A 22,211-nucleotide genomic window follows, 5' to 3' on the forward strand; every position below is an offset into this window, starting at 1 on the left:
GCCGGGCTAGTGCGCCGATGTCAGTATCTCTGAATCCGGCACCAGCAAGCCCTTTTCCAGGTGGATCAGCCGCTTGGCGCGCGAGGCCGCCTTGGGATCGTGCGTCACCATGACGATGGTCTTGCCCAGCTCAGTATGCAATTCATCCAGCATCGCCAAGACCTCTTCTGCGGTAGCGCGATCCAGATCGCCGGTTGGCTCATCGGCGACGATCAGCGTGGGATCCGTGACAAGGGCACGCGCAATTGCCACCCTTTGCTGCTGGCCGCCGGACAATTCATTCGGATAGTGGTCCATCCTGTCTTCCAGCCTGACCATGTTCAACGCTGCTTCCACATGCGCCTTGCGCTGCGAGCGCGACAGCCCGGTCAGCAGCAATGGCAGCTCCACATTTTCAAATGCTGTCAATACCGGCATCAGGTTATAGAACTGGAAGATAAAACCGACATTGGCCGCGCGCCAGTCAGCCAGCTCGCCTTCGCTCAGCGTGGCAATATTGACGCCGCCTATTTCTATCGTGCCGCTGGTCGGCTTATCAATACCCGCGATCAGGTTCAGCAAGGTACTCTTGCCGGAGCCGCTAGGGCCCATCAGTGCAATGAACTCGGCCTCCTGCACGTCCAAGTCCACTCCCTGCAACACGGGAATGGGCTGCCCGCCGCGGATATAGGTTTTATCCAGCTTGCGGATGCGGATTACCGGTTCAGCCGGCGCAATCGCCTCGCTCATTTCAGTGCCTGCCGTCATTTGGCCGCCACGGCTATCTTGGTGCCCGCGGCCAGTTTGTCCGGCGGCGACAAGACCAGTTTGTCGCCGGATTTGACTGCGCCGCTCACCTCCAGGTTATCGCCTATCTTGCGGCCGGTTTGCACAACCACGGCTTCGACAGTATCGTCCTTGATGCGGAATACGATTTTCTTGCCTTCGCGCTCAACCACTGCTTTCGGGTTCAACGCCAGCACCGGCTTTTGATCGGCATCGGTCGCCACTTGCGACAGGATGGTTACCTTGGCGCTCATCTCGGGCAGGATGCGCGGATCCAGCTTTTCAAAGCGTATCTTGGTCATGACCGTAGCCTTGGCCCTGTCCACGGTAGGAACTATGCCTACCACGCTGCCGCGAAAGCGCGAATCCGGCAAGGCATCCAACGTAATCTCCACCGGCTGCCCTATCCTGGCCTTGGACAGATTGCTCTCCGACACATCCGCCTCTACTTCAAGCGTGCTCATGTCGGCCATCGTCACCACCGCGCCCTGCGTATTGGCGGCGCTGGAAAACGGCGTGATGATATCGCCCACATTCGCATTCTTGACCAGCACCACACCGTCAAACGGCGCGCGGATATCGGTAAAATCCTGGTTAACCTGCTGCACCTTCAATTGCGCCCGGGCCACGGCCACGGCCGCCTTTGCCGATACGACAGCCGCGCGAGCAGAGTTGACACGGGTAGTGGCGGTATCCAAAGCCTGTATCGACACAAAACCCTGCGCCTTCAACCCCTGCGCGCGCTTCAGGTCCGCCTCTGCATTGATCAGTTCTACATTCGCCTGTGCGACACCGGCTTCAGCCTGTTTGATCCCCGCTTGTGCCTGCGCGATCGATGCATTCACATCGCTGGCGTCAAGCTTGGCCAGTAGGTCGCCCTCCTTGACCTGGCTGCCCTCGCGCACATTCAGTTGCACCAGCCGCCCTGTGGCTTTGCTGGCAACCGCGGCCCGGCGCTGTGCGACAACGTAGCCGGAAGCCGTCAGTTGCGCATATTGCTGCGACGGGTAGGACGTTACCACCGAGGTCGCCTGCACTTCAATTTTGGAAGGCTTGAGCGCAATGCCAGCACCGCCAATGATGATCAGCACCACGACCGCCCAGCGTCCCCAGCGTTTTTTCTTACCCGGCTTCAGTGTGCCGCGATCTATCTTCAATTGTTTCAGCGCGGAAGGATTCGCCGGGGCTGGGCTGGGTTCAGGTGTGGAAGGTGGCATGGTCGCTGTCATCTGGCTTTTATATCCGTCAATGTTCAGGAGTTCCAACAGCCGGCGGCATAAGGAGACAAACCAGGTTACAAACCAAGGCTGCCAATATGTCGCGGCTGTAAAAAGCCTATGCTATATGGATAATAAATAATACACAACAGTATCTGCTGTGTTGGCGTTGTTGGTGGTGTTGGTTGTACTGGCTCCAATGCTGTTGCATGCAGTCACAACAGTCTTAAGAGAATGAAGCGATGACGGCCAGCTAGAGGATCGCTATTGAGCTGCAGCCTTTGCCGCCAATTCCTTTGAGCACTCGCTTTGCGGAAAAGCCCGCTGCGCCTGTTCGGGATTGAACGCGACCAAGGCTGCCTTGGCCCGCTCCACATCCTTGCCGAATTCGTTCAGGTAGCGGCTGCGCTCCTCGCTTTGCCATTCCGCTTCGGAAAATACCTTCAAGGGATAAGACTTGCTCACATAGGCGGTGCCGGCAATGCGCGGCATCAGTGCACGGTCGGGGTCGGTATTTTCCTTGAGCAAATATCCATCCACGTCGCGCAAAGTCAGCGGCAATACGGGCTGCTCATCGCGCAGCAGCTTGCCATATACGGTCAGACGGACCTCACTGCCCCCTTGCGGCAACAGGTCATTGAAATTCACCAGTGCAAACGGCCTACCCTTGGCATCATCTACGCGCCCGGTCACCACGTAGCGGCCCGGCGTTGTCACTTGCGCCTTCATATAAAAATTCAGCGAACCGTTTTCTACCGCCTCGCGTATGCTGCCGGACCAGACAGCCGGAGTTTCCGGCGAATAAATCACATCAAACAGCACCACGCCGGAACGGTCGCCCACATTGTATTGAACTTCCGTCCTGATGGTACCGTTGAAATTGGCAAAGCCTGTCAGCGCCGGAGACAGTACCCCAGACGATACGCCATCCCCTGCAGCGGCATCGCCATTATTGCCGTCATCGGCAAACGGCAACACGATCTGCGGTGTTTCCCTGCTGCCTTGAAAAGTAATGCCGCGCGCCACGGCACGGGTCACAAACAAGGGCTTAGCCTGCCCCTGGCTATCCACCGCGTGAATAGAAAATGCCGCGCTTTCCCCTGCTGCCAGATACACGCGCGATTGCGAAGTCTGGATCTGTATCGTCGCATCGCTGCCGCCGCCCTGTTTGCGCATGGCATTGTTTTCCAGCACGGGCTGATTAGGATAGACCTGATCGGGATGCTCCTTGATGGAACGGGAGTTATTCGGATATTTGGTCGTATTTTTATAACTGCACAGGCTGTGATCAGCCAGCTCCAGCTGCTTGCCAAGCTCCTGCAAGCGTTGCTCGCGCTCCGACAGCATGGGCACAACAGCCGCCTGCCCATCCAGCCTGTCCGGTGTCTTCAAAAAGGAATTGTTTGTAGCTTTAGCCTGTGATGTATTGGCACTTGCAGTCACGTCTTGCGGCCAGTACCAGAAACCGATAAAAAGCAGCACCACGGCGGTAACAGCCGCCGCGCCCCAGTGCCGCTGCAGCCATCCTCGCTGAGGAGGTGGCTGCTTTCCGTTTGCAAGCTTGCGCTTGCGGTCATCGGACTTACGTGGCATTGCTCACCATCGCCGCTCGCACCAGCGAGATGACACCTTGCCAATTACCGTTGGCATAGTGGTTATACGCTTCATTGTCATCCCGGAAGGAAACGGAATGGTAGCTCCATTTGAGCGACCCGCCCTCATTGGCCGCCGTTCCCAGTGTCAGGTCATTGCAAAACCAGTCGCTGGGGTTGCAATAAGAGCCGCCGGAGGAACCGGATACGCCGCCGGAGCTATGATAGGCGACGGCCTCATCATCCTGGCCCGGCAAAATGCCTGAATACAGCGTTCCCTTGGCCCCTGCATACATGTAGAACCACACATTATGCGTATCGTTGTGGTTGTACATTGCGCGGGCGGTAGAGGTTTTCAGGTCCTTGACCAGCGGCTCGGAAACCGCCCAGGACCCGGCATCGGATAGCTCGGAGCCGCCGCCGGCCCCAGCCGCCGTTCGCACCCATTTGATATTCCATCCCACCTGCGTGCTGCCGTCGGCATTGCCGCACTGCCCGGAGGAGTTAGCAACCGCATTTTTCTTGGTGCGGGCCGTGCCGCCATAATTGGCCAGCGTATAGCCCAGCATCAGGTCGCCTGCGCTATGGGTAGCGATATAGCACCAGTTGGAGCCGGTGCAAAAGCAATCCAGCGCATCGCGTATCTTGCCGTTTTGCGATGCGATGCTGTTATAGCCATCCCAATTGACTGCTTTTTTATTGACGCCGGCCGCCGTGGAGCTGGGGCCCCAATAAGAAAAGCTGGTGTAGTCGCCAACCACGCCACCGCCGCCCCTGCCGTTGATCCACAAGGTGTAATTGGTCGCACTGGCGATATTGGACACTGCCGCCAGCGCTATCAGCAGCACCGGTATTAAAAACCGCATTAACTTTGCCATCAAAATCCCCCTCTGGTAGAACATGGATATGGAAACCGCATGAAACTACTGCACCAAGCAACTGCTTTGAAACGGGAGCAACGGTTACGCCGGAGTGCCGGGCAAGCCCGTGGGAACGGGGCTGAAATTGAGGGCAATACGGACCAACCGGAGCGGAGTATCAGGAGGGCCGGAGGCTACTGTCAATTTGCGATGCAGCAAAGAAAAGCTGGAAACGCAGCAGCTTAACTAGCCTGCCACTCTGAAAATGGATGGGAATGCTGCTTTAGTGGAAAAACTCTAAATGCATGCGGCAATAAAAAAAGGGCATTGCTGTTGCAATGCCCTTTGGTGCTGATTTGCTCAGTGTAGTGCGCTATATCAGCTATTGATAAGCCGCTTACTAATAATCGGCTTACTGATAGTCAGAAATAGGTACACAGGAGCAGAACAGGTTGCGGTCGCCGTATACATTGTCTGCACGGCCTACCGGCGCCCAGTATTTCTGCTTGCGCAGGCTGGCGACCGGATAGCCGGCCACTTCGCGGCTGTATGCATGTGTCCATTCATCCGCAGTCAGTACCTGCACGGTGTGCGGTGCATGCTTCAGCGGATTGTCCTGACGGTCAAACTCGCCGGAGGCAACCTTGGCGATTTCCTGGCGGATAGTGATCATCGCATCGATGAAACGGTCCAACTCAGCCAGCGATTCGCTTTCTGTCGGCTCTATCATCAGCGTGCCAGGTACCGGGAAGCTCATCGTCGGCGCATGGAAGCCGAAGTCGATCAGACGCTTAGCCACGTCTTCATTGCTGATGCCGGTCAGATCGGTGATAGGACGCAGATCCAGGATACACTCGTGCGCGACCAGGCCGTCGTGGCCGGAGTACAGCACAGGGTAATGCGGTGCCAGACGCTTGGCGATGTAGTTGGCAGCCAGGATCGCTGTTTCAGTCGCTGCTTTCAGGCCATCCGCACCCATCATCGCGATATACATCCATGAGATAGGCAAGATGCTGGCAGAACCGAAAGGTGCTGCGCTGACAGCGCCGATACCGGCCTGATCCCTTTGATAACCGCTGGACTTCTGGTTAGGCAGGAACTTCGCCAGATGCGCGCCGACTGCAACAGGACCAACGCCCGGTCCGCCGCCGCCATGCGGGATGCAGAAGGTTTTGTGTAGGTTCAGGTGGCTAACGTCGCCGCCGAATTGGCCCGGGGCAGCAACACCGACCATCGCGTTCATATTGGCGCCGTCTACATAAACCTGGCCACCGTTCGCATGCACGATCTCGCAGATTTCCTGGATGCCTTCTTCAAACACGCCATGCGTGGATGGGTAGGTCACCATGATTGCTGCCAGGTCGTCCTTATGTGCTTCCGCCTTGGCGCGCAGATCGGCCAGATCCACGTTGCCGCGCTCGTCGCAGGCGACAACCACTACTTCCATATTGACCATGCTGGCCGACGCCGGATTGGTGCCGTGCGCAGAAGAAGGAATCAGGCAGATCTTGCGATGCGATTCGCCACGGGATGCGTGGTAAGCCTCGATCACCAGCAAACCTGCGTATTCGCCTTGCGAACCGGCATTCGGCTGCAGCGAAACTGCTGCATAACCAGTTGCCGCGCACAGCATCGCCTCCAGCTGATCGATCATTTCACGATAACCGATACTCTGGTCGGCAGGCGCGAAAGGATGCATATTGGAGAACTCAGGCCAGGTCACGGGAATCATTTCGCTGGTCGCGTTCAGCTTCATCGTGCAGGAACCGAGCGGGATCATGCTGCGATCCAGTGCCAGATCCTTGTCAGCCAGGCCGCGCAGGTAGCGCAGCATTTCATGTTCGGAGTGATAGCGGTTGAAAACCGGGTGGGTCAGGTAGGCGGAAGTACGCGCCAATACGGTAGGAATGGATTCCTGTACGCCCGCTTCTATCGCATCAAAATCCGGAGCTTTCGGCGCTGGTGCAATGCCGGTTGCAAAGATGGACCATAGCAGCGCGATATCTTCGCGGCTGGTGGTTTCATCCAAAGAGATACCGACGTGCGTGCCGTCGATGTGGCGCAGATTGACGCCATTCGCTTCCGCCGTCGCGTGCACCGCCTGTGCGTCCTTGACCTTGACAGTCAGTGTGTCGAAATAGGTGGCATTGGTCGTGGCGTAGCCCAGGTGGTGCAAGGCAGTTGCCAGCACGCCGGTATAACGGTGCACGCGCTGCGCGATCTGGCGCAGGCCGGCAGGACCGTGGTATACCGCATACATCGACGCCATCACCGCCAGCAATACCTGCGCGGTACAGATGTTGGAAGTCGCTTTTTCGCGGCGGATATGCTGTTCGCGGGTTTGCAAGGCCAGACGGTAAGCCTGGTTGCCCTGCGCATCCACCGTCACGCCGACCAGACGGCCTGGCATGCTGCGTTTGAACGCATCGCGGGTGGACATATAGCCTGCGTGCGGGCCGCCGAAACCGAGCGGTACACCGAAGCGCTGGCTATTGCCAACCACAACGTCCGCGCCCCATTCACCCGGAGGCGTCAGCAAGGTCAGCGCCAGCAAGTCGGCTGCAACAATCACCATGCAGCCCTTGGCGTGCAGCGCGGATGCGTAGTCGCGGTAATCCTTGATATCGCCATTCACGCCAGGGTATTGCAGCAATACGCCGAAGCAGTCGTTTTCCAGCGCTTCCTTGCCCTTGCAAGTGCGCACTTCTATGCCCAGCGGTTGCGCGCGGGTTTCTATCACTTCGCGCGTTTGCGGCAATACGTCGTCACCGACATAGAATACCTTGGAGTTCGATTTGCCCACGCGCATGACCAACGTCATCGCTTCCGCGGCGGCAGTGCCTTCGTCCAGCATGGACGCGTTGGCGATATCCATGCCGGCCAGGTCGGTCACCATTTGCTGGAAGTTCAGCATGGCTTCCAGACGGCCTTGCGAAATTTCAGGCTGGTAAGGCGTATAGGCGGTGTACCAGGCTGGATTTTCAAACACATTGCGCAGTACGACGCCCGGCGTATGCGTATTGTAGTAGCCCTGGCCTATCATGGATTTCAGCACGCGGTTTTTGCCGGCCAACTGTTTCAGCTTGGCCAGTGCGGCCTGTTCCGGCAACGCATCGGTGAACTGCGCTAGCGGCAGTACGTCCTTGCGGCGGATATTGGCAGGCACAATAGCGTCGATCAACGCGGTCAGCGATGAATAGCCGACTGCGGACAACATGCTTGCCTGTTCGGACTCGGACGGGCCGATATGGCGTGCAACGAAAGCGTCGCGTGCTTCAAGTTGGGAAAGGCTGATACGGGTCATGATAGGAGGAATAAGCGAAGGTATGAATTGTAATCGCGTGAAACCGCGCGGAACCGCGCAAGCTTCACGCTTGCGCATCAGGGAATGCAAGGGAACTCCCGCCCTCCATGCACGGGCATCACGGCCCGTCGCATAGTCGGCAGGACTGCCGATTTAGCCTATGTTCTTTTTGTAGTCGTCGGCGCTCATCAGGGCGTCAACATCTGCTGCATTGGCTGGTTTCAATTTGAACAGCCACGCATCGTAGGCGTTTGCATTGATGGACTCAGGCGCATCAACCACAGCGTCGTTGACAGCAACGACTTCACCGGAGATAGGCGCATAGATATCGCCTGCGGCCTTGACGGACTCAACCACGGCGCAGTCCTTGCCTGCAGCGAGAACCTGGCCCACTTTAGGCAAATCGACAAACACGATATCGCCCAGGGAATCTTGCGCAAATTCGCTGATGCCGACTGCCACTGTGCCATCGGCTTCTTTACGGATCCATTCGTGGGAGGCTGTGTATTTCAGGTCTGCTGGGATATTCATCGTGTTCTCCAAAAAAGTGCGTGCGTTTTAAATTTCGATCAAAAGCACGCAGGATTGATTCTATAAGTTTGAAAATTAAATCTGAAGCTGTACCGAATTGACGGGCAGATTAACTGGCCAGTATCTTACCGTTGCGCACGAAAGGCAGTTTCACTACAGTTGCTGCCAGTTGCTTGTCGCGTATTGCCACTTGCACCGTGTCGCCGATCGCCACACCCATGGGCAGGCGCGCCAGAGCGATAGTCTGCTGCATGGTAGGGCTGAAAGTACCGCTGGTGATTTCACCCTCGCCTTGCGCCGTGATCACTTTTTGGTGCGCACGCAGCACACCGCCTTTTTCGCGCAGGATCAGACCCAGGAACTGGGCGTTCTGGCCCTTGCTTTGCAATGCGGCCTTGCCGGTGAAGTCGCGTTCGCTGACCAGGTCGATAGTCCAGGCCAAACCGGCATCCAGCGGATTGACTGTTTCATCCATGTCCTGGCCGTACAAATTCATGCCTGCTTCCAGGCGCAGCGTGTCGCGCGCGCCCAGGCCGGCAGGCTTCACGCCGGCAGCAACGAGTGCATCCCACAGCGCATTGACCTTGTCGGCGGACACTGCAATTTCAAAGCCGTCCTCGCCGGTATAGCCGGTACGCGCGACCATCACTTCGCCGAAGGCGGTATTTTCCGTGATGACGGCATTGAAAGGCTTGATAGCTTCGCTGGCAGCCTGGGTTTCAGGCAATACCTGCCAGGTCTTGGCGCGTGCATTCGGGCCTTGCACAGCGACCAGCGCCAGCGCATTGGCGCCGTCGCGGCGTTGAGTAATCGTGAGGCCGCTATTGGTCTCTGCATTGCGCTTTGCAATCCAGGCAATGTCTTTCTCTGCGGTACCGGCATTGACGACCAGGCGGAACCAGTTTTCGTTAAAGAAGTAGATGATCAGGTCATCGATGACGCCGCCTTCAGGCAGCAGCATGCAGGAATACAGGGCTTTCCCGGCGACCTGCAGCTTGTCGACATTATTGGCAACCAGGCCGCGCAGGAAAGCGCGCACATTGGCGCCCTGCAGGTCGACCACGCACATGTGGGACACATCAAACATGCCGCAATCGCTGCGCACTGCATGATGTTCTTCAATTTGCGAACCGTAGTTGACGGGCATGTCCCAGCCGCCAAAATCGACCATGCGCGCGCCGGCGGCACGATGGGCTGCGTTCAGAGGGGTTGCTTTGAGTTGTGTTGCGTCGGCTTGCGTCATGAAAACCTCATTACCAAAATAGAAGGGACGACCACTAATACGCAAACAGGCGCAATGGCAATCGTTCAAAACTGAACGATGACCGAAACTGCCGTTCCGCGCCTGATGAATCGCAGACCCCTCTGTCCTTGGTACCTGAGAGATTACGGATTATCCATGGTTGAAACCATTCAATCCGCGCGCACCTTCGGTGGATAGTTCGCCCGGTCATCCCAATTTTTGGGAATACTGCACAGGCCGCTACCGCTCTCCAGAGTTGGAAGAAACATCTCTTCCCTTGACCAGTCCTTTTGCCTGAGAGTTTTTGGGTTGTAGCCCCTTCGGCGCCAGCGCGATGCTGGTCTCTCCCGATCAAGTAGCGCGATTATATAGGGGTTTGCGGGGCTTGGCCGAACGGATGTTCAATTTTTTGTAAAAATTGCCCCGTTTTTTTTGCCAATGATGCGCCCTTTGATTCCTCATTTTAAAGCCTGCGCCGCCGTGTTATCAAAATGAAAAAACTGAGGGCTTTTTCCACCGTCAATTTGACAAACTCAAATAGAATCTATATTCTATTTGAATGGTCAGACTAGCTAAGTTCACTGAAGACAACATCATCGACGCGTCCATCGAAGTCGCGGCGCGTTGCGGCGTGGCCGCAGTATCGATGGCCGCCATCGCCGGCAAGGCGGGAGCGCCGATAGGCTCGGTATACCACCGCTTTGAATCCCGCGGCGCCATCCTGGCCCGCGCCTGGCTGCGGGTGAAGGCGGACTTCAGGAAAGAAGTCGCCTGCCATTGGGCTGAAGGCAATACCTGGCCAGCCGTCGCCGGCCTGCTGCAATGGTGCAGGGATAAACCTCTGTATGCCAAGTTTTTGCTGCAATGCGAGGACTACCCGGTGTTCAATGAGCCGCTGCCTGCTGAATTACACGCGCAGCTGGAGCAAGAGCAGCAGGCGCTGGATCTGTGCTTCCGGCTATGCCTGGACAACGGCAAGCAGGACAGCCAGGAGGACGGCGAAGCAGAGGCCATATTGCGCTTCATGCTGTTTGCCTCACCGATTGCGATGATCAAACCCTATCTGCAGCAAGACCAGCAAATTCCAGCCCGCATAGACCAGATATTGCGGGCTACGCACGACGCGGCCATCGCTGCCCGCGAGCATTCATACCAGACACACTAAAGGATAACGAGCATGCGCTACTCCACCCAGACAGAATACGGCAAACCGATACGCCTGCACGACGCGGAGCATTTTGAGCAGATGCGCATCGCCGGCCGCATTGCCTCCGATACGCTGGACTATATCGAACCGTTTATTCAGCCAGGCGTCACCACCGCGCATCTGGACAAGCTGTGCGAAGATTTCATGCGCGCGGCAGGCAGTATTCCGGCCACTATCGACTACCATGGCTACAAGCATGCAAGCTGCATCTCGGTCAACCATGTGGTCACGCACGGTGTTCCGTCCGATACCAAGGTGCTGAAGCCCGGTGACATCCTTAACATCGATGTCACACCAAAAATCAATGGCTGGCACGGCGATACCAGCCGCACCTTCAAAGTCGGCGAAGTCTCCATTCTGGCCAACCGCCTGGTTGCTGTCGCCTATCAGTCTATGATGGCGGGCGTCGCCCTGGTCAAGCCCGGCAATACGCTAGGCGACATCGGTGCGGAGATAGACGGCATCGTGCGCGCCGCCGGTTTTTCATCGGTACGCGATTTTTGCGGCCACGGCGTAGGCCAGGTTTTCCACGATACGCCGCAAGTGATGCACCTGGGCAAACGTGGCACCGGCATCGTGCTGGAACCGGGCATGTTCTTTACGATAGAACCCATGGTCAATGCCGGTAACTATCAGGTAAAGGTATTGGGCGACAAGTGGACAACCGTGACCAAGGACCATTCCCTGTCGGCGCAGTTTGAGCATACGGTGGCGGTAACCGAAGACGGTGTAGAGATATTCACCTTGTCGGCCAGGGAAAGAGAAGAAAGGCAAGCGGCCTGAGCCGTCCCAATAGGCAGAGCTAAGGCCGGCTTGCAGTATTAAATTGGTGCCAAGGAGCGACTCTGCTCCCGCCAGCGGCTATGGCCGCAGTTCCCCATGATTTGCCGGCTTGTTTGTTCCATCCTTCGCCACGGCGCGCTTGGGCGTGCGCTCAAAATGGTATTCCGGCAGATTTTCTTGCTTGGGCGGAATACTTGACATGAAAACGGCTATTAGCAAGCCCAGCAGTATGACGATCACCACGATTTCTATCATGAGAGCCTCCCGCAATGAATGAACTTTGCGCGCTTTCACTATAGACCACGGCAACAATTCCTGCCGGAATTTACTCCCCCTCAGAGATACCTGCTACATTGCCACGCGTAAGTTCAGGCTTCTTGCTATTTTTTTCAGCGGCATTGCAATATCCGGTACTGTCAAAACGTTTACAGAATCAATGCTAAGCTGCCGCAGAGAAAATTAACCTTAAAAACAACGCATGCTAGAACTACGCGCACTCAGCAAGACCTATGGCCAGCACCGCCACGTCCTGACGGATCTGTCATATTTGGTAAAAACCGGTGAATTCGTCGCCATCATGGGTGATTCCGGCGTCGGCAAATCCACCTTACTGAACCTGATCGCCGGACTGGACGCGCCGGATTCCGGCCAGATCTGGGTAGACGGCGTCAATATGTCGGAGCTGGATGATGATGCCGCCACGGCGCTGCGCCGACGCAGCATGGGCTTCGTATTCCAGGCTTTCCATGTGCTGCCGCATTTGACGCTGGAGCAAAATATCGCACTGCCGCTGCTGCTGAACGGAAAAACCGCAGAGCGTGCGACACAGATGCTGGACGCTGTCGGCCTGCCGGGCCGAGGCAGGGACTTCCCGCGGCAATTATCCGGCGGCGAACTGCAAAGGGTGGCAATTGCACGCGCACTGGTACATCAACCGGCTTTGATACTGGCCGATGAACCTACCGGCAACCTGGATCCGGACACCGCGCATGGCATCCTGAATCTGCTGCGCAGCGAGATCAAGAACAATAATGCCTCCGCCGTCATGGTCACGCACTCGCATGCCGCGGCGGAATTTGCCGACCGTACGCTGATCCTGTCCAAGGAAGGCTTGCGGGAAGCATGAGTAAAATGCACAGCCGCAGCAAAAGCACCATAAGCAGCACGAGCTGGGCAAGCTGGCTGCTGTTTGGAGAATGGCGGGCGCATCCGGTACGGGCATTGGTGGCCATCGCTGCCATTGCGATCGGCGTTACGCTGGGCTTTGCCATCCACCTGATCAATGCTGCAGCCTTCAATGAATTCACGGCAGCAGTCAAGAGCATTTCCGGCCAGGCCGACCTGTCGGTGCGCGGCTACCAGGCCAGGATAGACGAAGACTTTTATCCGCAGCTTGCCAATAAACCCGAAGTCAAACTCGCCAGCCCGGTACTGGAGCTGGACGCCGCAGTTCCCGGACAAACCGGCCCGCTTAAGATACTGGGCCTGGACAGCTTCAGGGCCTCGGAGCTGTCTCCGGACCTGCTGGGTATTCCAGCGGAAGATAAACCGTATGACATGCTGGCCGACGATGCCGTTTTCCTGTCCCCTGCAGCAATGCAATGGTTGAACTTGAAGGCGGGAGAAGTCCTGCATCTGCGTAGCGGCGTACAGATAATCGATCTGCGCGTCGCCGGCGGCCTGGTCAGCCCGCGTGCCGGCCAGCGCATTGCCGTGATGGACATAGGCGCGATGCAATGGCGCTTCGGTTTGCTGGGCAAGCTGTCGCGGGTCGATCTGGTGTTAAAGCCTGGCGTGAATCGCGAAGCATTCAAAGCCGCAATAGCCAAGGAAGGCAGGCTGATTGCAACCGAAACCAGCAACCAGGAAAACCGCACCGAAAACATGTCGCGCGCCTACCGTGTCAATCTGACGGTGCTGGCACTGGTCGCCTTGTTCACTGGAGCCTTCTTTGTTTTTTCCACACAGGCGCTGTCGGTAGTGCGACGACGCAGCCAGTTTGCACTGCTGCGCGTGATAGGCCTGACACGCTGGCATATCCTGCGCCAGGTCTTGATGGAAGGCGCCGGCCTGGGTATCGCAGGCTCTGCATTGGGCATAGGCGGCGGCTACCTGATGGCAGCCCTGACGCTGAAATTTTTCGGCGGCGACCTAGGTGGCGGCTACTTCCCCGGCGTGCAGCCCAGTGTCATTTTCACACCTTTAGCGGCGCTGTTATTTTTTTCACTGGGCACTGCCGTCTCCTTGTTGGGTTGCGCCGCCCCGGCATGGGAAGCGGCACGCGCCCATCCGGCCCAGGCACTGAAATCCGGCAGCGAAGACAGCTCCATGTCCCGCCTGGCGGCAGCCTGGCCGGCCTTGCTGGTGCTTGCGGCGGGGGGCCTGTGCTCGCAACTGCCTGCAGTCCGCAGCTTGCCGATTTTTGGCTATCTATCCGTTGCATTGCTGCTGATAGGGGGCATCATGCTGATGCCGAGAATCAGTGCCCTGCTCTTCAGCAGGCTTTATAAGCCGAGCCAACCGGCCATCGTCGGCCTGGCCCTGGCCAGGCTCGCCAATGTACCAAACCAGGCATCAATCGCGCTCAGCGGCGTGCTGTCCAGCTTCAGCCTGATGGTGGCCATGGCCATCATGGTGGCCAGCTTTCGGGTTTCGGTGGACGACTGGCTGCTGCATATCCTGCCCGCTCCGCTATATGTCAGCACTGCCATCACCGGGGAAACCAGCCGCCTCAATCCGGCACAGCAAAACCTGCTGGCCACTGTACCCGGCGTGCAGAAGATTGAATTCATGCGCACCGCCAGCCTGCTTTTCTCCCCTGACCGGCCCAATGTCTTATTGATGGCGCGCCCCATCAATACTCTTGATCCCGGAAAATCCATACCCATCTTGGAAGGAAATACGCCAGTCAATATTCCTCAAGGTGTAATGCCGGTCTGGGTATCGGAAGCGATGGTGGATCTGTATGGATATACGCCCGGGAAGCAGATACAGCTACCATTAAACCAGCAGCGCTACCCGGCAATTGTGGCTGGCGTGTGGCGGGACTATGCAAGGCAATCCGGAGCGATTGCGATGCAAATATCGGATTACCGGAAACTGACCGGTGACCTGGACGTCAGCAATGCAGCAATTACGATGGAAGCCAACGTGCAGGCAGAACAGCTCATCCAACAGATACGTGCCCTGCCCTTCGGCTCTGCGCTGGAATTTGCACAATCGTCGGAAATCCGCGCGACCAGCCTGAAGATCTTCGACCGCAGCTTTGCCATTACCTACCTGCTGGAACTGATCGCGATGGTGATAGGCTTGTTCGGTGTCGCAGCGACCTTTTCCGCGCAAACCCTGGCTAGGGCCAAGGAATTCGGTATGCTGCGGCATATAGGCGTTACACGGCGCGAAATACTGGCAATCCTGATAGCCGAAGGCAGCCTGCTGACCGCCATCGGCATTCTGACCGGTTTTGTGCTGGGCTGGGTCATCAGCCTGATCCTGGTATTTGTTGTCAATCCCCAGTCTTTTCATTGGAGCATGCAAATGCACATGCCCTGGAGCCTGTTATTCAGTGTTGCGGCGGTCATGCTGGTTGCATCCGGCCTCACTGCACTGCTGGCGGGCCGCCAGGCCTTGTCAGGCAGCGTAGTGCAAGCGGTACGGGAGGACTGGTGATGCTGAAGAAAATGCTTCTACTTATGCTGGCAAGTCTATTGACGTCCCAGGGATGGGTGCAGGCCGCTGATTTTGCCAGCGATTTTGCCAACGTGGTGCCGGGCAAAGCGCTGAATTTTCCTCAGGACTTTGGCGCCCACCCCAACTACCGCACCGAGTGGTGGTATGCGACCGGCTGGCTGGAAACGCCGGACAAGAAGCCATTGGGCTTCCAGGTCACGTTCTTCCGTTCTGCAACGGGCGCCAATGCCGGCAACCCCAGCAAATTTGCGCCCCGCCAATTGATTATCGCGCATGCCGCGCTATCCGATCCTGCCGCAGGCAAGCTGATGCACGATCAAAAGTCCGCACGCGAGGGATTCGGGCTGGCTTATGCAAAAACCGGCAACACGGATGTCAAACTGGATAACTGGAGTTTGCAGCGCGACAGCCGGGGCAATTACCAGGCCAGCATCGTCACCGACGCTTTTACCCTCAAGCTTATCCTGTCACCGTCGCAGGCACTCTTGCTTCAAGGGGAGCAAGGTTATTCGCAAAAAGGCCCCAGGCCGGAACAGGCCAGCTATTATTACAGCGAACCGCACTTGAAAGTCAGCGGCAGTATCGTCCGCGCAGGCCAGGAAAGCAACGTCACCGGCACTGCCTGGCTGGACCATGAATGGTCAACATCGGTACTGGACAGAGATTCTGCCGGCTGGGACTGGCTGGGTGCCAACCTGGACGATGGCGGCGCATTGATGGCCTTCCAGATCAGGAACAAGGAAGGTAAGGCGGTGTGGTCGCACGCCACCCACCGCGATGCACAAGGAAAAATAAGGCAGTATGCCGACGGCCAGGTTCGTTTCATCCCCAAGCGGCGATGGACGTCGGCGGCAACCAAAACCACCTATCCGGTCGCAACATCGATAGAATTATCCGGTGTTCATGGCCAGGCAGCGGCATCGGACATCTGGGATTTGCTGCCGTTGAGCGATAACCAGGAACTGGACTCGCGCCACTCCACAGGTGCAATCTATTGGGAAGGCGCTGTCACAGTAAAGCGCAATGGCCAGCCGGCAGGACGCGGCTATCTGGAATTAACCGGTTACAACAAAGCACTCAAATTATGACGACATCCACAGCTGGCAGTGCAGTAGCAGACAACACTGAGAACAATGTTCGCACTAAAAGCAGTCTAGCAACCCTGAAAGGGCTGCTTCCTTTCCTGCTGCCTTACAAAAAGCAATTCCTGCTGGCGGGTATCGCCCTGCTGGTCGCTGCCGGTGCAACTCTGGTGATTCCTTACGCGTTCAGGCAGATGATAGACCTGGGCTTTGGCGGCACCGGCGACAAGAGCATCAAGCATGTGGACCTGACTTTCCTGGCACTGTTCGGCGTAGCCTGCATACTCGGCATCGCCACTGCGGCGCGCTTTTACATGGTGTCCTGGCTGGGTGAACGGGTGACTGCCGATATCCGCAATGCCGTGTACTCGCATGTCGTCACGCAGAGTCCGCAATTCTTCGAGACCACCCAAACCGGCGAAGTGCTGTCGCGCCTGACTACCGATACCACACTGATACAGGCGGTGGTCGGCACCAGCATCTCGATGGCGCTGCGCAATGGCCTGTTGTTCATCGGCGGCCTGGTCATGCTGTTCGTCACCAGCCCCAAGCTGTCCTCCATCATCATCGTCATGCTGGCCGCCGTAGTGCTGCCCATTGTGCTATTCGGCCGCAGGGTGCGCAGGCTGTCGCGCGACTCGCAGGACAGGATAGCCGACGCCTCGGCGATGGCCGGCGAAATATTGAATGCGATGCCCACAGTACAGGCTTTCACGCATGAGCAGATAGAAACGAGCCGGTTTTCATCTTCGGTAGAAAGTGCCTTCGGCACGGCAATGCGGCGCATACGCGCGCGCTCGCTGTTGACGATGGTTGCCATACTGCTGATATTCGGCGCCATCGTCTTTGTATTGTGGCTGGGTGCGCACGCGGTGATGCAAGGCAGCATGAGCAGTGGCGAACTTGGCCAGTTCATTCTGTATGCCTCCATCGTCGCTGGCGCTATCGGCGCGCTGTCCGAAGTCATGGGTGAGGCACAAAGGGCTGCCGGCGCCACAGAGCGCCTGCTGGAGCTAATGTCGGTGGAATCGCCGATACAATCCCCTTCGCGAGCCTTGCAACTGCCGCCGCGCACTGCCAGTGGCTCTTCACTGGAGTTGAAGGATATCGTGTTCCACTATCCTTCCCGTCCGCAGATGTCGGCGCTGGCGCATCTGTCGCTCAGTATCCAGCCAGGTGAAACAGTAGCCGTCGTTGGCTCCTCAGGTGCCGGCAAGACTACCCTATTCCAGTTGCTACTGCGCTTTTACGATCCGCAGCAGGGACAAATCATGCTGGATGGCGTGGATATCCGCCAGCTGGAGCTGCATACCTTGCGCGATGCAATCGGCATCGTGCCGCAGGATACGGTGATCTTTTCCGCCAATGCGATGGAAAATATCCGCTACGGCAGGGCGAACGCCAGTGACGCGGAAGTCATTGCAGCGGCAAAGATGGCCGCCGCGCATGAATTCATAGAAAGACTGCCAGGCGGCTATCAATCCTTCCTCGGCGAACGAGGCGTACGCCTGTCCGGCGGACAACGCCAGCGCATTGCCATCGCGCGCGCGTTGTTGAAAAATCCACCGCTACTATTGCTGGACGAAGCAACCAGCGCACTGGATGCAGAATCGGAACGCCTGGTACAGACCGCACTGGAAGTCGCGATGCAGGGCCGTACTACATTGATCATCGCGCACAGGCTGGCGACTGTGCAAAAAGCCGACCGCATCATCGTGATGGAGCACGGGCACGTAGTGGAAACCGGAACCCATGCATCGCTGGTGGCCGAAGGCGGTATCTACGCGAAACTGGCTTCATTGCAATTCGATATTTTTGAGTAGCGGCTGCAATTCCCCTGCCTGAATATGGCACAATGTTTTTACCTTAAATGACCAGCCAAGCTGGTCAAAAGACGGTATTAACCAAAACAACAAGGGGACAACAATGATAGGTTATGTCACATTCGGCACCAACGACTTCGATCGTGCCGCCAAATTTTATGATGAATTGCTGGCCGTTATCGGTGCCAAGCGATACATGGAATCCGACAAATTCATCGCCTGGGCTGTTAGCCCGACGCAGCCATCGCTGGGCATCATCAAGCCCTACAACGGCAAGGATGCCTGCCTGGGCAACGGCACCATGGTTGCGCTGGTCATGGACAGCAAGGAAAAAGTGGATGCCGTCTACAAGAAAGCCATAGAACTCGGCGCAAAAGACGAAGGGCCGGCTGGACCGCGCGGCGGCGGTTTTTATGCCGGCTACTTCCGCGACCTGGATGGCAATAAATTGAACGCCTTTTATTTCGGCAAGGAATAAACTTTCAAGTATGTGCTTTCGCAGCTTGCCGAAAGCACATGTCTCCTTGTCCTACATCCCTAATTTCCACAGTCCTATACAACAATCAGCCTCCATTGCTTAGCATTAGCGTTTAAGAACAAGATGGGCTTTGTCATGGATATAGGATTTGTAGAGCGTGCAGAAACACTAAACCCTTTTCTTGCCAAACCAATATTAAATATCCCGGTAGCTAGCTGGCTGATTGCTTTTGCAGCAACCATTATCAGTTATCTGGCGATGCAATTCGTCCTTGGCCATTTCCGCAGACGCCTGCAAAGGAAAAGCGGCGCCCCTCAGCCTGAAGATAAAAATACCTGGCATGCGCGCGACATGCTATTAGAAATCTTGGGCAGCACCAGTAAGCTGGCACTGGCAGTGACCGCACTGCTGATAGGTATCGCCCTGCTGGATCTGCCTGACCGCTGGGGCGACAAAATACACAATCTGTGGTTCCTGGCTTTCGGCCTGCAACTGGCACTATGGATCAACAAGGCAATTAACATCGCAGCCAAACGCTATTTCCTGTCCATTGCCCCGGATGGTGAGGCTGGCACGGGCGCCACCACCGTTTCGCAAACCCTGACGGTCTGGGGCTTGCAGGCGCTGCTGTGGATTATTTTCTTCCTGGCGATGCTGGCCAATGTCGGCGTCAATATCACCGCCTTCGTCGCCAGCCTGGGCATAGGTGGTATCGCCGTCGCACTCGCAGTACAGAATATTCTGGGCGACCTGTTTGCATCGCTATCGATTGCGGTGGACAAACCGTTTGAGGTAGGCGATGCGATCAATGTGGACGGCAAGTCCGGGACAGTGGAGCACGTGGGGCTGAAAACCACGCGCATACGCGCCGATAGCGGTGAGCAGATAGTGATCGCTAACTCTGCATTATTGAAAAACACCATCCTGAATTACAAGCGTATGCAAAACCGCCGCATACAGTTTGAGCTGGTGATCAGCTTTGACAATCCACCGGAGCTGGCGGAGAAAATCCCGCTGCTGATACGAAAGATCATTGAAGCCCAGCCCGAGGTACGTTATGACCGCGCGCATTTCAAGAGTTTCACCCCTCACTCGATGCACTTTGATATCGTGTATTTCATGATCAAACCCAATTACGCGCTGTACATGGATACACAGCAAAACATCAACCTGGCCTTGCTGAAAGAGCTGGGCAAGCTGGGCGTGTCTTTCACGCCGCCGACGCAAACCATGTATGTGCTCACTGACAAGAGCGAGATCAAGCAAGACCGGCAATCGGCCACTCCGCTACAGGTAAGCCAGGCCAATCGGGCAGTCGCAAAGTCAATCTGATACGGAGGAGTTGTGAGTACGTATTCATCGCAAGGCAGCTTGCGTTAGCAGGTGCTCACATCGATTTGCAGACTGGCAGACTCAAGGCTTGTAATACCGCTCCTTTGCCTGACTGCACGAAGGCGGTGATTGCGAGATTCCGATTTGCCGCATTGGCGGGCAGGTTGATTTCGCGACTGAAATTTTCACTTATGCCACGCATCAGATTGATAGGCGCGCCCCACTCCCGCGCCACATAGTCGTGCTGCAAAGTGACCCCGCGATTCTCGCCAGCCTTCACATTGCTAACCAGGGAATTTTCAGTCAAGGCAAAATACAGCTTACCGGGCTGAGCGCTTTTGCTGACGAGATTCAGGCGCAATTTATTGTCGGTGGATTTATCCAGGCTGATGCGTATGTCCGCCTGAGCCGGTGTCTCGTTGATGCGTTTTACTGCGGCAGGAATACCGCCGCGCCAGTTGCGCAGTTCGTGCCCGCCGATGAATATCTCAGGAGTATACACATTGCGGGAATCAGCCACTTCCGCCAGCCAGCGCTGCCTTTCGGTAAACAGCGGTTTGGCAAAGCTGTCTTTCCAGCCTATGTAATCCCAGTAATCCACATGCAGTGAAATCGGGATCAGCTGATCTGCATTAAGTCCGCTGGTTTTGTATAAGGAACTGACGAACTTGTCGGCAGGTGGGCAACTGTCGCAGCCTTCTGATGTGTACAACTCCAGCAAGGCAACTGTGTGCGCCGGACTCGTCTTGCTACAACTCTGTGCCATGCCGGCGATATGTGGTGCGGCAAGCAAGGCCGCTACTGCGGCAACGTAAATGCGGTTCATGGCGTCTCCCTGACTTATTCAATAGCAATTGAAACTTAGTCAGTGGAGGCGCCATATCCTTACACTATCCGCGCGCCAGCAGCATCAGTTGCATGGATTCCGGCAACAAGCTGCGCAGTCTGCTGCATATGCGGTGCTCATGCTTGCTCCACCACAGACCGACCGCAATCAGTGCAAACCCCAGCAAGGTCAGCAAGGCGACAAACATGAAACTGTCCTTGAATATCGTCCAGGACAACTGGCCCAGCATCATCGCTACGCCTATGCCGCCAAAGACGGCAAACATCCTGCGACTCAATATTGCTCCCAGTATTATCAGCAGCGCATTGATTGCCAGATAAGCGAATTTGCCGGCCAGATCGCCATTGCCCATCGTGCTCAAAGAGCCCCAGAAGGTCAGCAGACCGAACAGATACAGCCAGAACGCATAGTCCACTCCACTGCGCGAACGCACATCCACGACAAAGGCCAGTCCCAGCATCAGCAGACCGAAGATCATTGCGACTTGCTGGCGCACTGCCCAGCCATCAACGCTGAACATACTGCTGCCTGAATGCATAAACAGCGCCGGCACTATGTCCATGCCCATGTAGAACAGGGTCACGGCTATAGGCATGACCAGGAAGCTGTAGCGGAAACGCCATAGCATCAGGCAGCCCGCCAGCAGTGTCACCAGCTCCATCACGATCCAGCGCCAGTCGATGAGAGCATGGAAATCGCGATAATGCGACACCGTGCTGCTATCGGCCCAGAAGCCCATTACGTTTTGCAGCGAGAAGGTCGCCAGCGGCACCAGCGCTATCGTCAGCGTGGAAAATATGCCGGCCGGAACGCCCAGGCCGCGCGTATCCAGCCAGATCGCCAGCGTGATCGTGCACAGGATATAAACCAGGCTCATGTCCAGCAAGACAGGCATGCCCCACTTTTCCACAGCCAGCGTACTAAATAGCGTACATGCACCTATTGCCAGCATTCCGCCCAGGTAATACAGCACATTACCGCCGGTAAATCGGGCATTGGCCGCCTTATGCTGGGCGAGCCGCTCCTCCAGGTAATGCAGCAAGGGGTCAACCTGACCGTAATGCAGCAATCCCAAGTCCGCAGCATCCATCAATGCCTTGCGCTTACACATCTTGCTCATTTTTTCCTCCAGATCATCAAATTTCAGAGACCTTTAGGAGTTGCCCGGGCTTTGTTTTACTTCTTCGCCTCAACAATTTTCCTTAGCCTCGTACGCCAGAACTTTTATTCATTTTTCAATGAGCCTCCATTAAAGACGTTTTTTTGCGCCTTGCGGAACCTGGTTCAGAAGTATCGGAAGCCGATACCCCACGTCGAACGAGGCGCTATCAATTTTTAAAAACTGTTGGAAAAAAGCGAAAATCTGCTGGGCTGCAGCAGTTGGTGTGAACAGGAATATTTTCTTGAACATGGAATCGGTCCGGGTTTGGATATAGATGCCAACACAAGACAGGCAA

Annotated in this window: 19 protein-coding genes and 2 riboswitches; of the genes, 8 read left to right on the plus strand and 11 right to left on the minus strand. The window is 56.4% G+C overall.

Annotated elements, in window-relative coordinates; all coding sequences use genetic code 11:
• Positions 1 to 6: 6 nt before the first annotated feature.
• The 7 genes from IEW12_RS08495 to gcvT all read right to left on the minus strand — a co-directional run bounded on the left by IEW12_RS08495 (position 7) and on the right by gcvT (position 9,512).
• A complete protein-coding gene (locus IEW12_RS08495; RefSeq protein WP_229750990.1) occupies positions 7 to 747 on the minus strand; it encodes an ABC transporter ATP-binding protein in 741 nt (246 codons plus the stop codon).
• Positions 744 to 1,982 carry an efflux RND transporter periplasmic adaptor subunit gene (locus IEW12_RS08500; protein WP_188565474.1) on the minus strand — a complete coding sequence of 413 codons (1,239 nt, stop codon included), beginning with the start codon at positions 1,980 to 1,982 and terminating at the stop codon, positions 744 to 746. The genes IEW12_RS08495 and IEW12_RS08500 overlap by 4 nt, the downstream gene beginning before the upstream one ends.
• 264 nt (positions 1,983 to 2,246) lie before the next feature.
• Positions 2,247 to 3,575, minus strand: a complete 1,329-nt coding sequence (locus IEW12_RS08505; RefSeq protein WP_188565475.1) for a choice-of-anchor X domain-containing protein — start codon at positions 3,573 to 3,575, stop codon at positions 2,247 to 2,249.
• Complete coding sequence (locus IEW12_RS08510; RefSeq protein ID WP_188565476.1) at positions 3,565 to 4,440, minus strand: hypothetical protein; 876 nt, start codon at positions 4,438 to 4,440, stop codon at positions 3,565 to 3,567. The genes IEW12_RS08505 and IEW12_RS08510 overlap by 11 nt, the downstream gene beginning before the upstream one ends.
• Before the next feature lie 406 nt (positions 4,441 to 4,846).
• The gene (gene gcvP / locus IEW12_RS08515) at positions 4,847 to 7,738 is read right to left on the minus strand and encodes an aminomethyl-transferring glycine dehydrogenase (protein WP_188565728.1); all 2,892 of its coding nucleotides are present in this window, start codon (positions 7,736 to 7,738) and stop codon (positions 4,847 to 4,849) included.
• Positions 7,739 to 7,891: 153 nt separating this feature from the next.
• On the minus strand, positions 7,892 to 8,269 hold the full coding sequence (gcvH, locus tag IEW12_RS08520; RefSeq protein ID WP_188565477.1) for a glycine cleavage system protein GcvH: 378 nt from the start codon (positions 8,267 to 8,269) through the stop codon (positions 7,892 to 7,894).
• Between the two features lie 109 nt (positions 8,270 to 8,378).
• On the minus strand, positions 8,379 to 9,512 hold the full coding sequence (gcvT, locus tag IEW12_RS08525; RefSeq protein ID WP_188565478.1) for a glycine cleavage system aminomethyltransferase GcvT: 1,134 nt from the start codon (positions 9,510 to 9,512) through the stop codon (positions 8,379 to 8,381).
• 112 nt (positions 9,513 to 9,624) lie between these two features.
• A riboswitch (glycine riboswitch) is annotated at positions 9,625 to 9,776 on the minus strand.
• Positions 9,777 to 9,784: 8 nt separating this feature from the next.
• A riboswitch (glycine riboswitch) is annotated at positions 9,785 to 9,872 on the minus strand.
• Positions 9,873 to 10,071: 199 nt separating this feature from the next.
• Between gcvT and IEW12_RS08530 the strand changes: the two genes are divergently transcribed.
• Entirely contained in the window at positions 10,072 to 10,677 is a 606-nt protein-coding gene (locus IEW12_RS08530) for a TetR/AcrR family transcriptional regulator (RefSeq protein ID WP_188565479.1), read from the plus strand.
• A 12-nt stretch (positions 10,678 to 10,689) separates the two neighbouring features.
• Positions 10,690 to 11,502, plus strand: a complete 813-nt coding sequence (gene map, locus IEW12_RS08535; RefSeq protein ID WP_188565480.1) for a type I methionyl aminopeptidase — start codon at positions 10,690 to 10,692, stop codon at positions 11,500 to 11,502.
• A 78-nt stretch (positions 11,503 to 11,580) separates the two neighbouring features.
• On the opposite strand, the gene IEW12_RS08540 is transcribed toward map, so the two are convergent.
• On the minus strand, positions 11,581 to 11,757 hold the full coding sequence (locus tag IEW12_RS08540) for a hypothetical protein (RefSeq protein WP_188565481.1): 177 nt from the start codon (positions 11,755 to 11,757) through the stop codon (positions 11,581 to 11,583).
• A gap of 223 nt (positions 11,758 to 11,980) precedes the next feature.
• On the opposite strand from IEW12_RS08540, the gene IEW12_RS08545 reads away from it, so the two are divergent.
• From IEW12_RS08545 to IEW12_RS08570, 6 genes are all read left to right on the plus strand, one after another.
• Positions 11,981 to 12,628, plus strand: a complete 648-nt coding sequence (locus tag IEW12_RS08545) for an ABC transporter ATP-binding protein (protein ID WP_188565482.1) — start codon at positions 11,981 to 11,983, stop codon at positions 12,626 to 12,628.
• A complete protein-coding gene (locus IEW12_RS08550) occupies positions 12,625 to 15,171 on the plus strand; it encodes an FtsX-like permease family protein (RefSeq protein ID WP_229750991.1) in 2,547 nt (848 codons plus the stop codon). The genes IEW12_RS08545 and IEW12_RS08550 overlap by 4 nt, the downstream gene beginning before the upstream one ends.
• Positions 15,171 to 16,280 carry a lipocalin-like domain-containing protein gene (locus tag IEW12_RS08555; RefSeq protein WP_229750992.1) on the plus strand — a complete coding sequence of 370 codons (1,110 nt, stop codon included), beginning with the start codon at positions 15,171 to 15,173 and terminating at the stop codon, positions 16,278 to 16,280. The genes IEW12_RS08550 and IEW12_RS08555 overlap by 1 nt, the downstream gene beginning before the upstream one ends.
• Positions 16,277 to 18,097 (plus strand): ABC transporter transmembrane domain-containing protein, encoded by a 1,821-nt coding sequence (locus IEW12_RS08560; protein WP_188565483.1) that lies wholly within the window; start codon positions 16,277 to 16,279, stop codon positions 18,095 to 18,097. The genes IEW12_RS08555 and IEW12_RS08560 overlap by 4 nt, the downstream gene beginning before the upstream one ends.
• 103 nt (positions 18,098 to 18,200) lie before the next feature.
• Entirely contained in the window at positions 18,201 to 18,575 is a 375-nt protein-coding gene (locus IEW12_RS08565) for a VOC family protein (protein ID WP_188565484.1), read from the plus strand.
• Positions 18,576 to 18,710: 135 nt separating this feature from the next.
• Positions 18,711 to 19,907: a mechanosensitive ion channel family protein gene (locus IEW12_RS08570; protein WP_188565485.1), complete on the plus strand. Its 1,197-nt coding sequence runs from the start codon at positions 18,711 to 18,713 to the stop codon at positions 19,905 to 19,907.
• A gap of 55 nt (positions 19,908 to 19,962) precedes the next feature.
• Here IEW12_RS08570 and IEW12_RS08575 read toward each other — a convergent pair whose 3' ends face one another.
• The 3 genes from IEW12_RS08575 to IEW12_RS08585 form a co-directional block, all read right to left on the minus strand.
• Positions 19,963 to 20,733, minus strand: a complete 771-nt coding sequence (locus IEW12_RS08575) for a DUF1223 domain-containing protein (protein WP_188565486.1) — start codon at positions 20,731 to 20,733, stop codon at positions 19,963 to 19,965.
• A gap of 64 nt (positions 20,734 to 20,797) precedes the next feature.
• Positions 20,798 to 21,874, minus strand: a complete 1,077-nt coding sequence (locus IEW12_RS08580; protein ID WP_188565487.1) for a DUF2157 domain-containing protein — start codon at positions 21,872 to 21,874, stop codon at positions 20,798 to 20,800.
• Between the two features lie 129 nt (positions 21,875 to 22,003).
• Positions 22,004 to 22,165: a hypothetical protein gene (locus IEW12_RS08585; protein ID WP_188565488.1), complete on the minus strand. Its 162-nt coding sequence runs from the start codon at positions 22,163 to 22,165 to the stop codon at positions 22,004 to 22,006.
• Between the last annotated feature and the right edge of the window lie 46 nt (positions 22,166 to 22,211).

The sequence above is a fragment of the Parundibacterium terreum genome, from assembly GCF_014636315.1.
In the GTDB taxonomy this organism is placed as follows: Bacteria; Pseudomonadota; Gammaproteobacteria; order Burkholderiales; family Burkholderiaceae_D; genus Undibacterium; species Undibacterium terreum.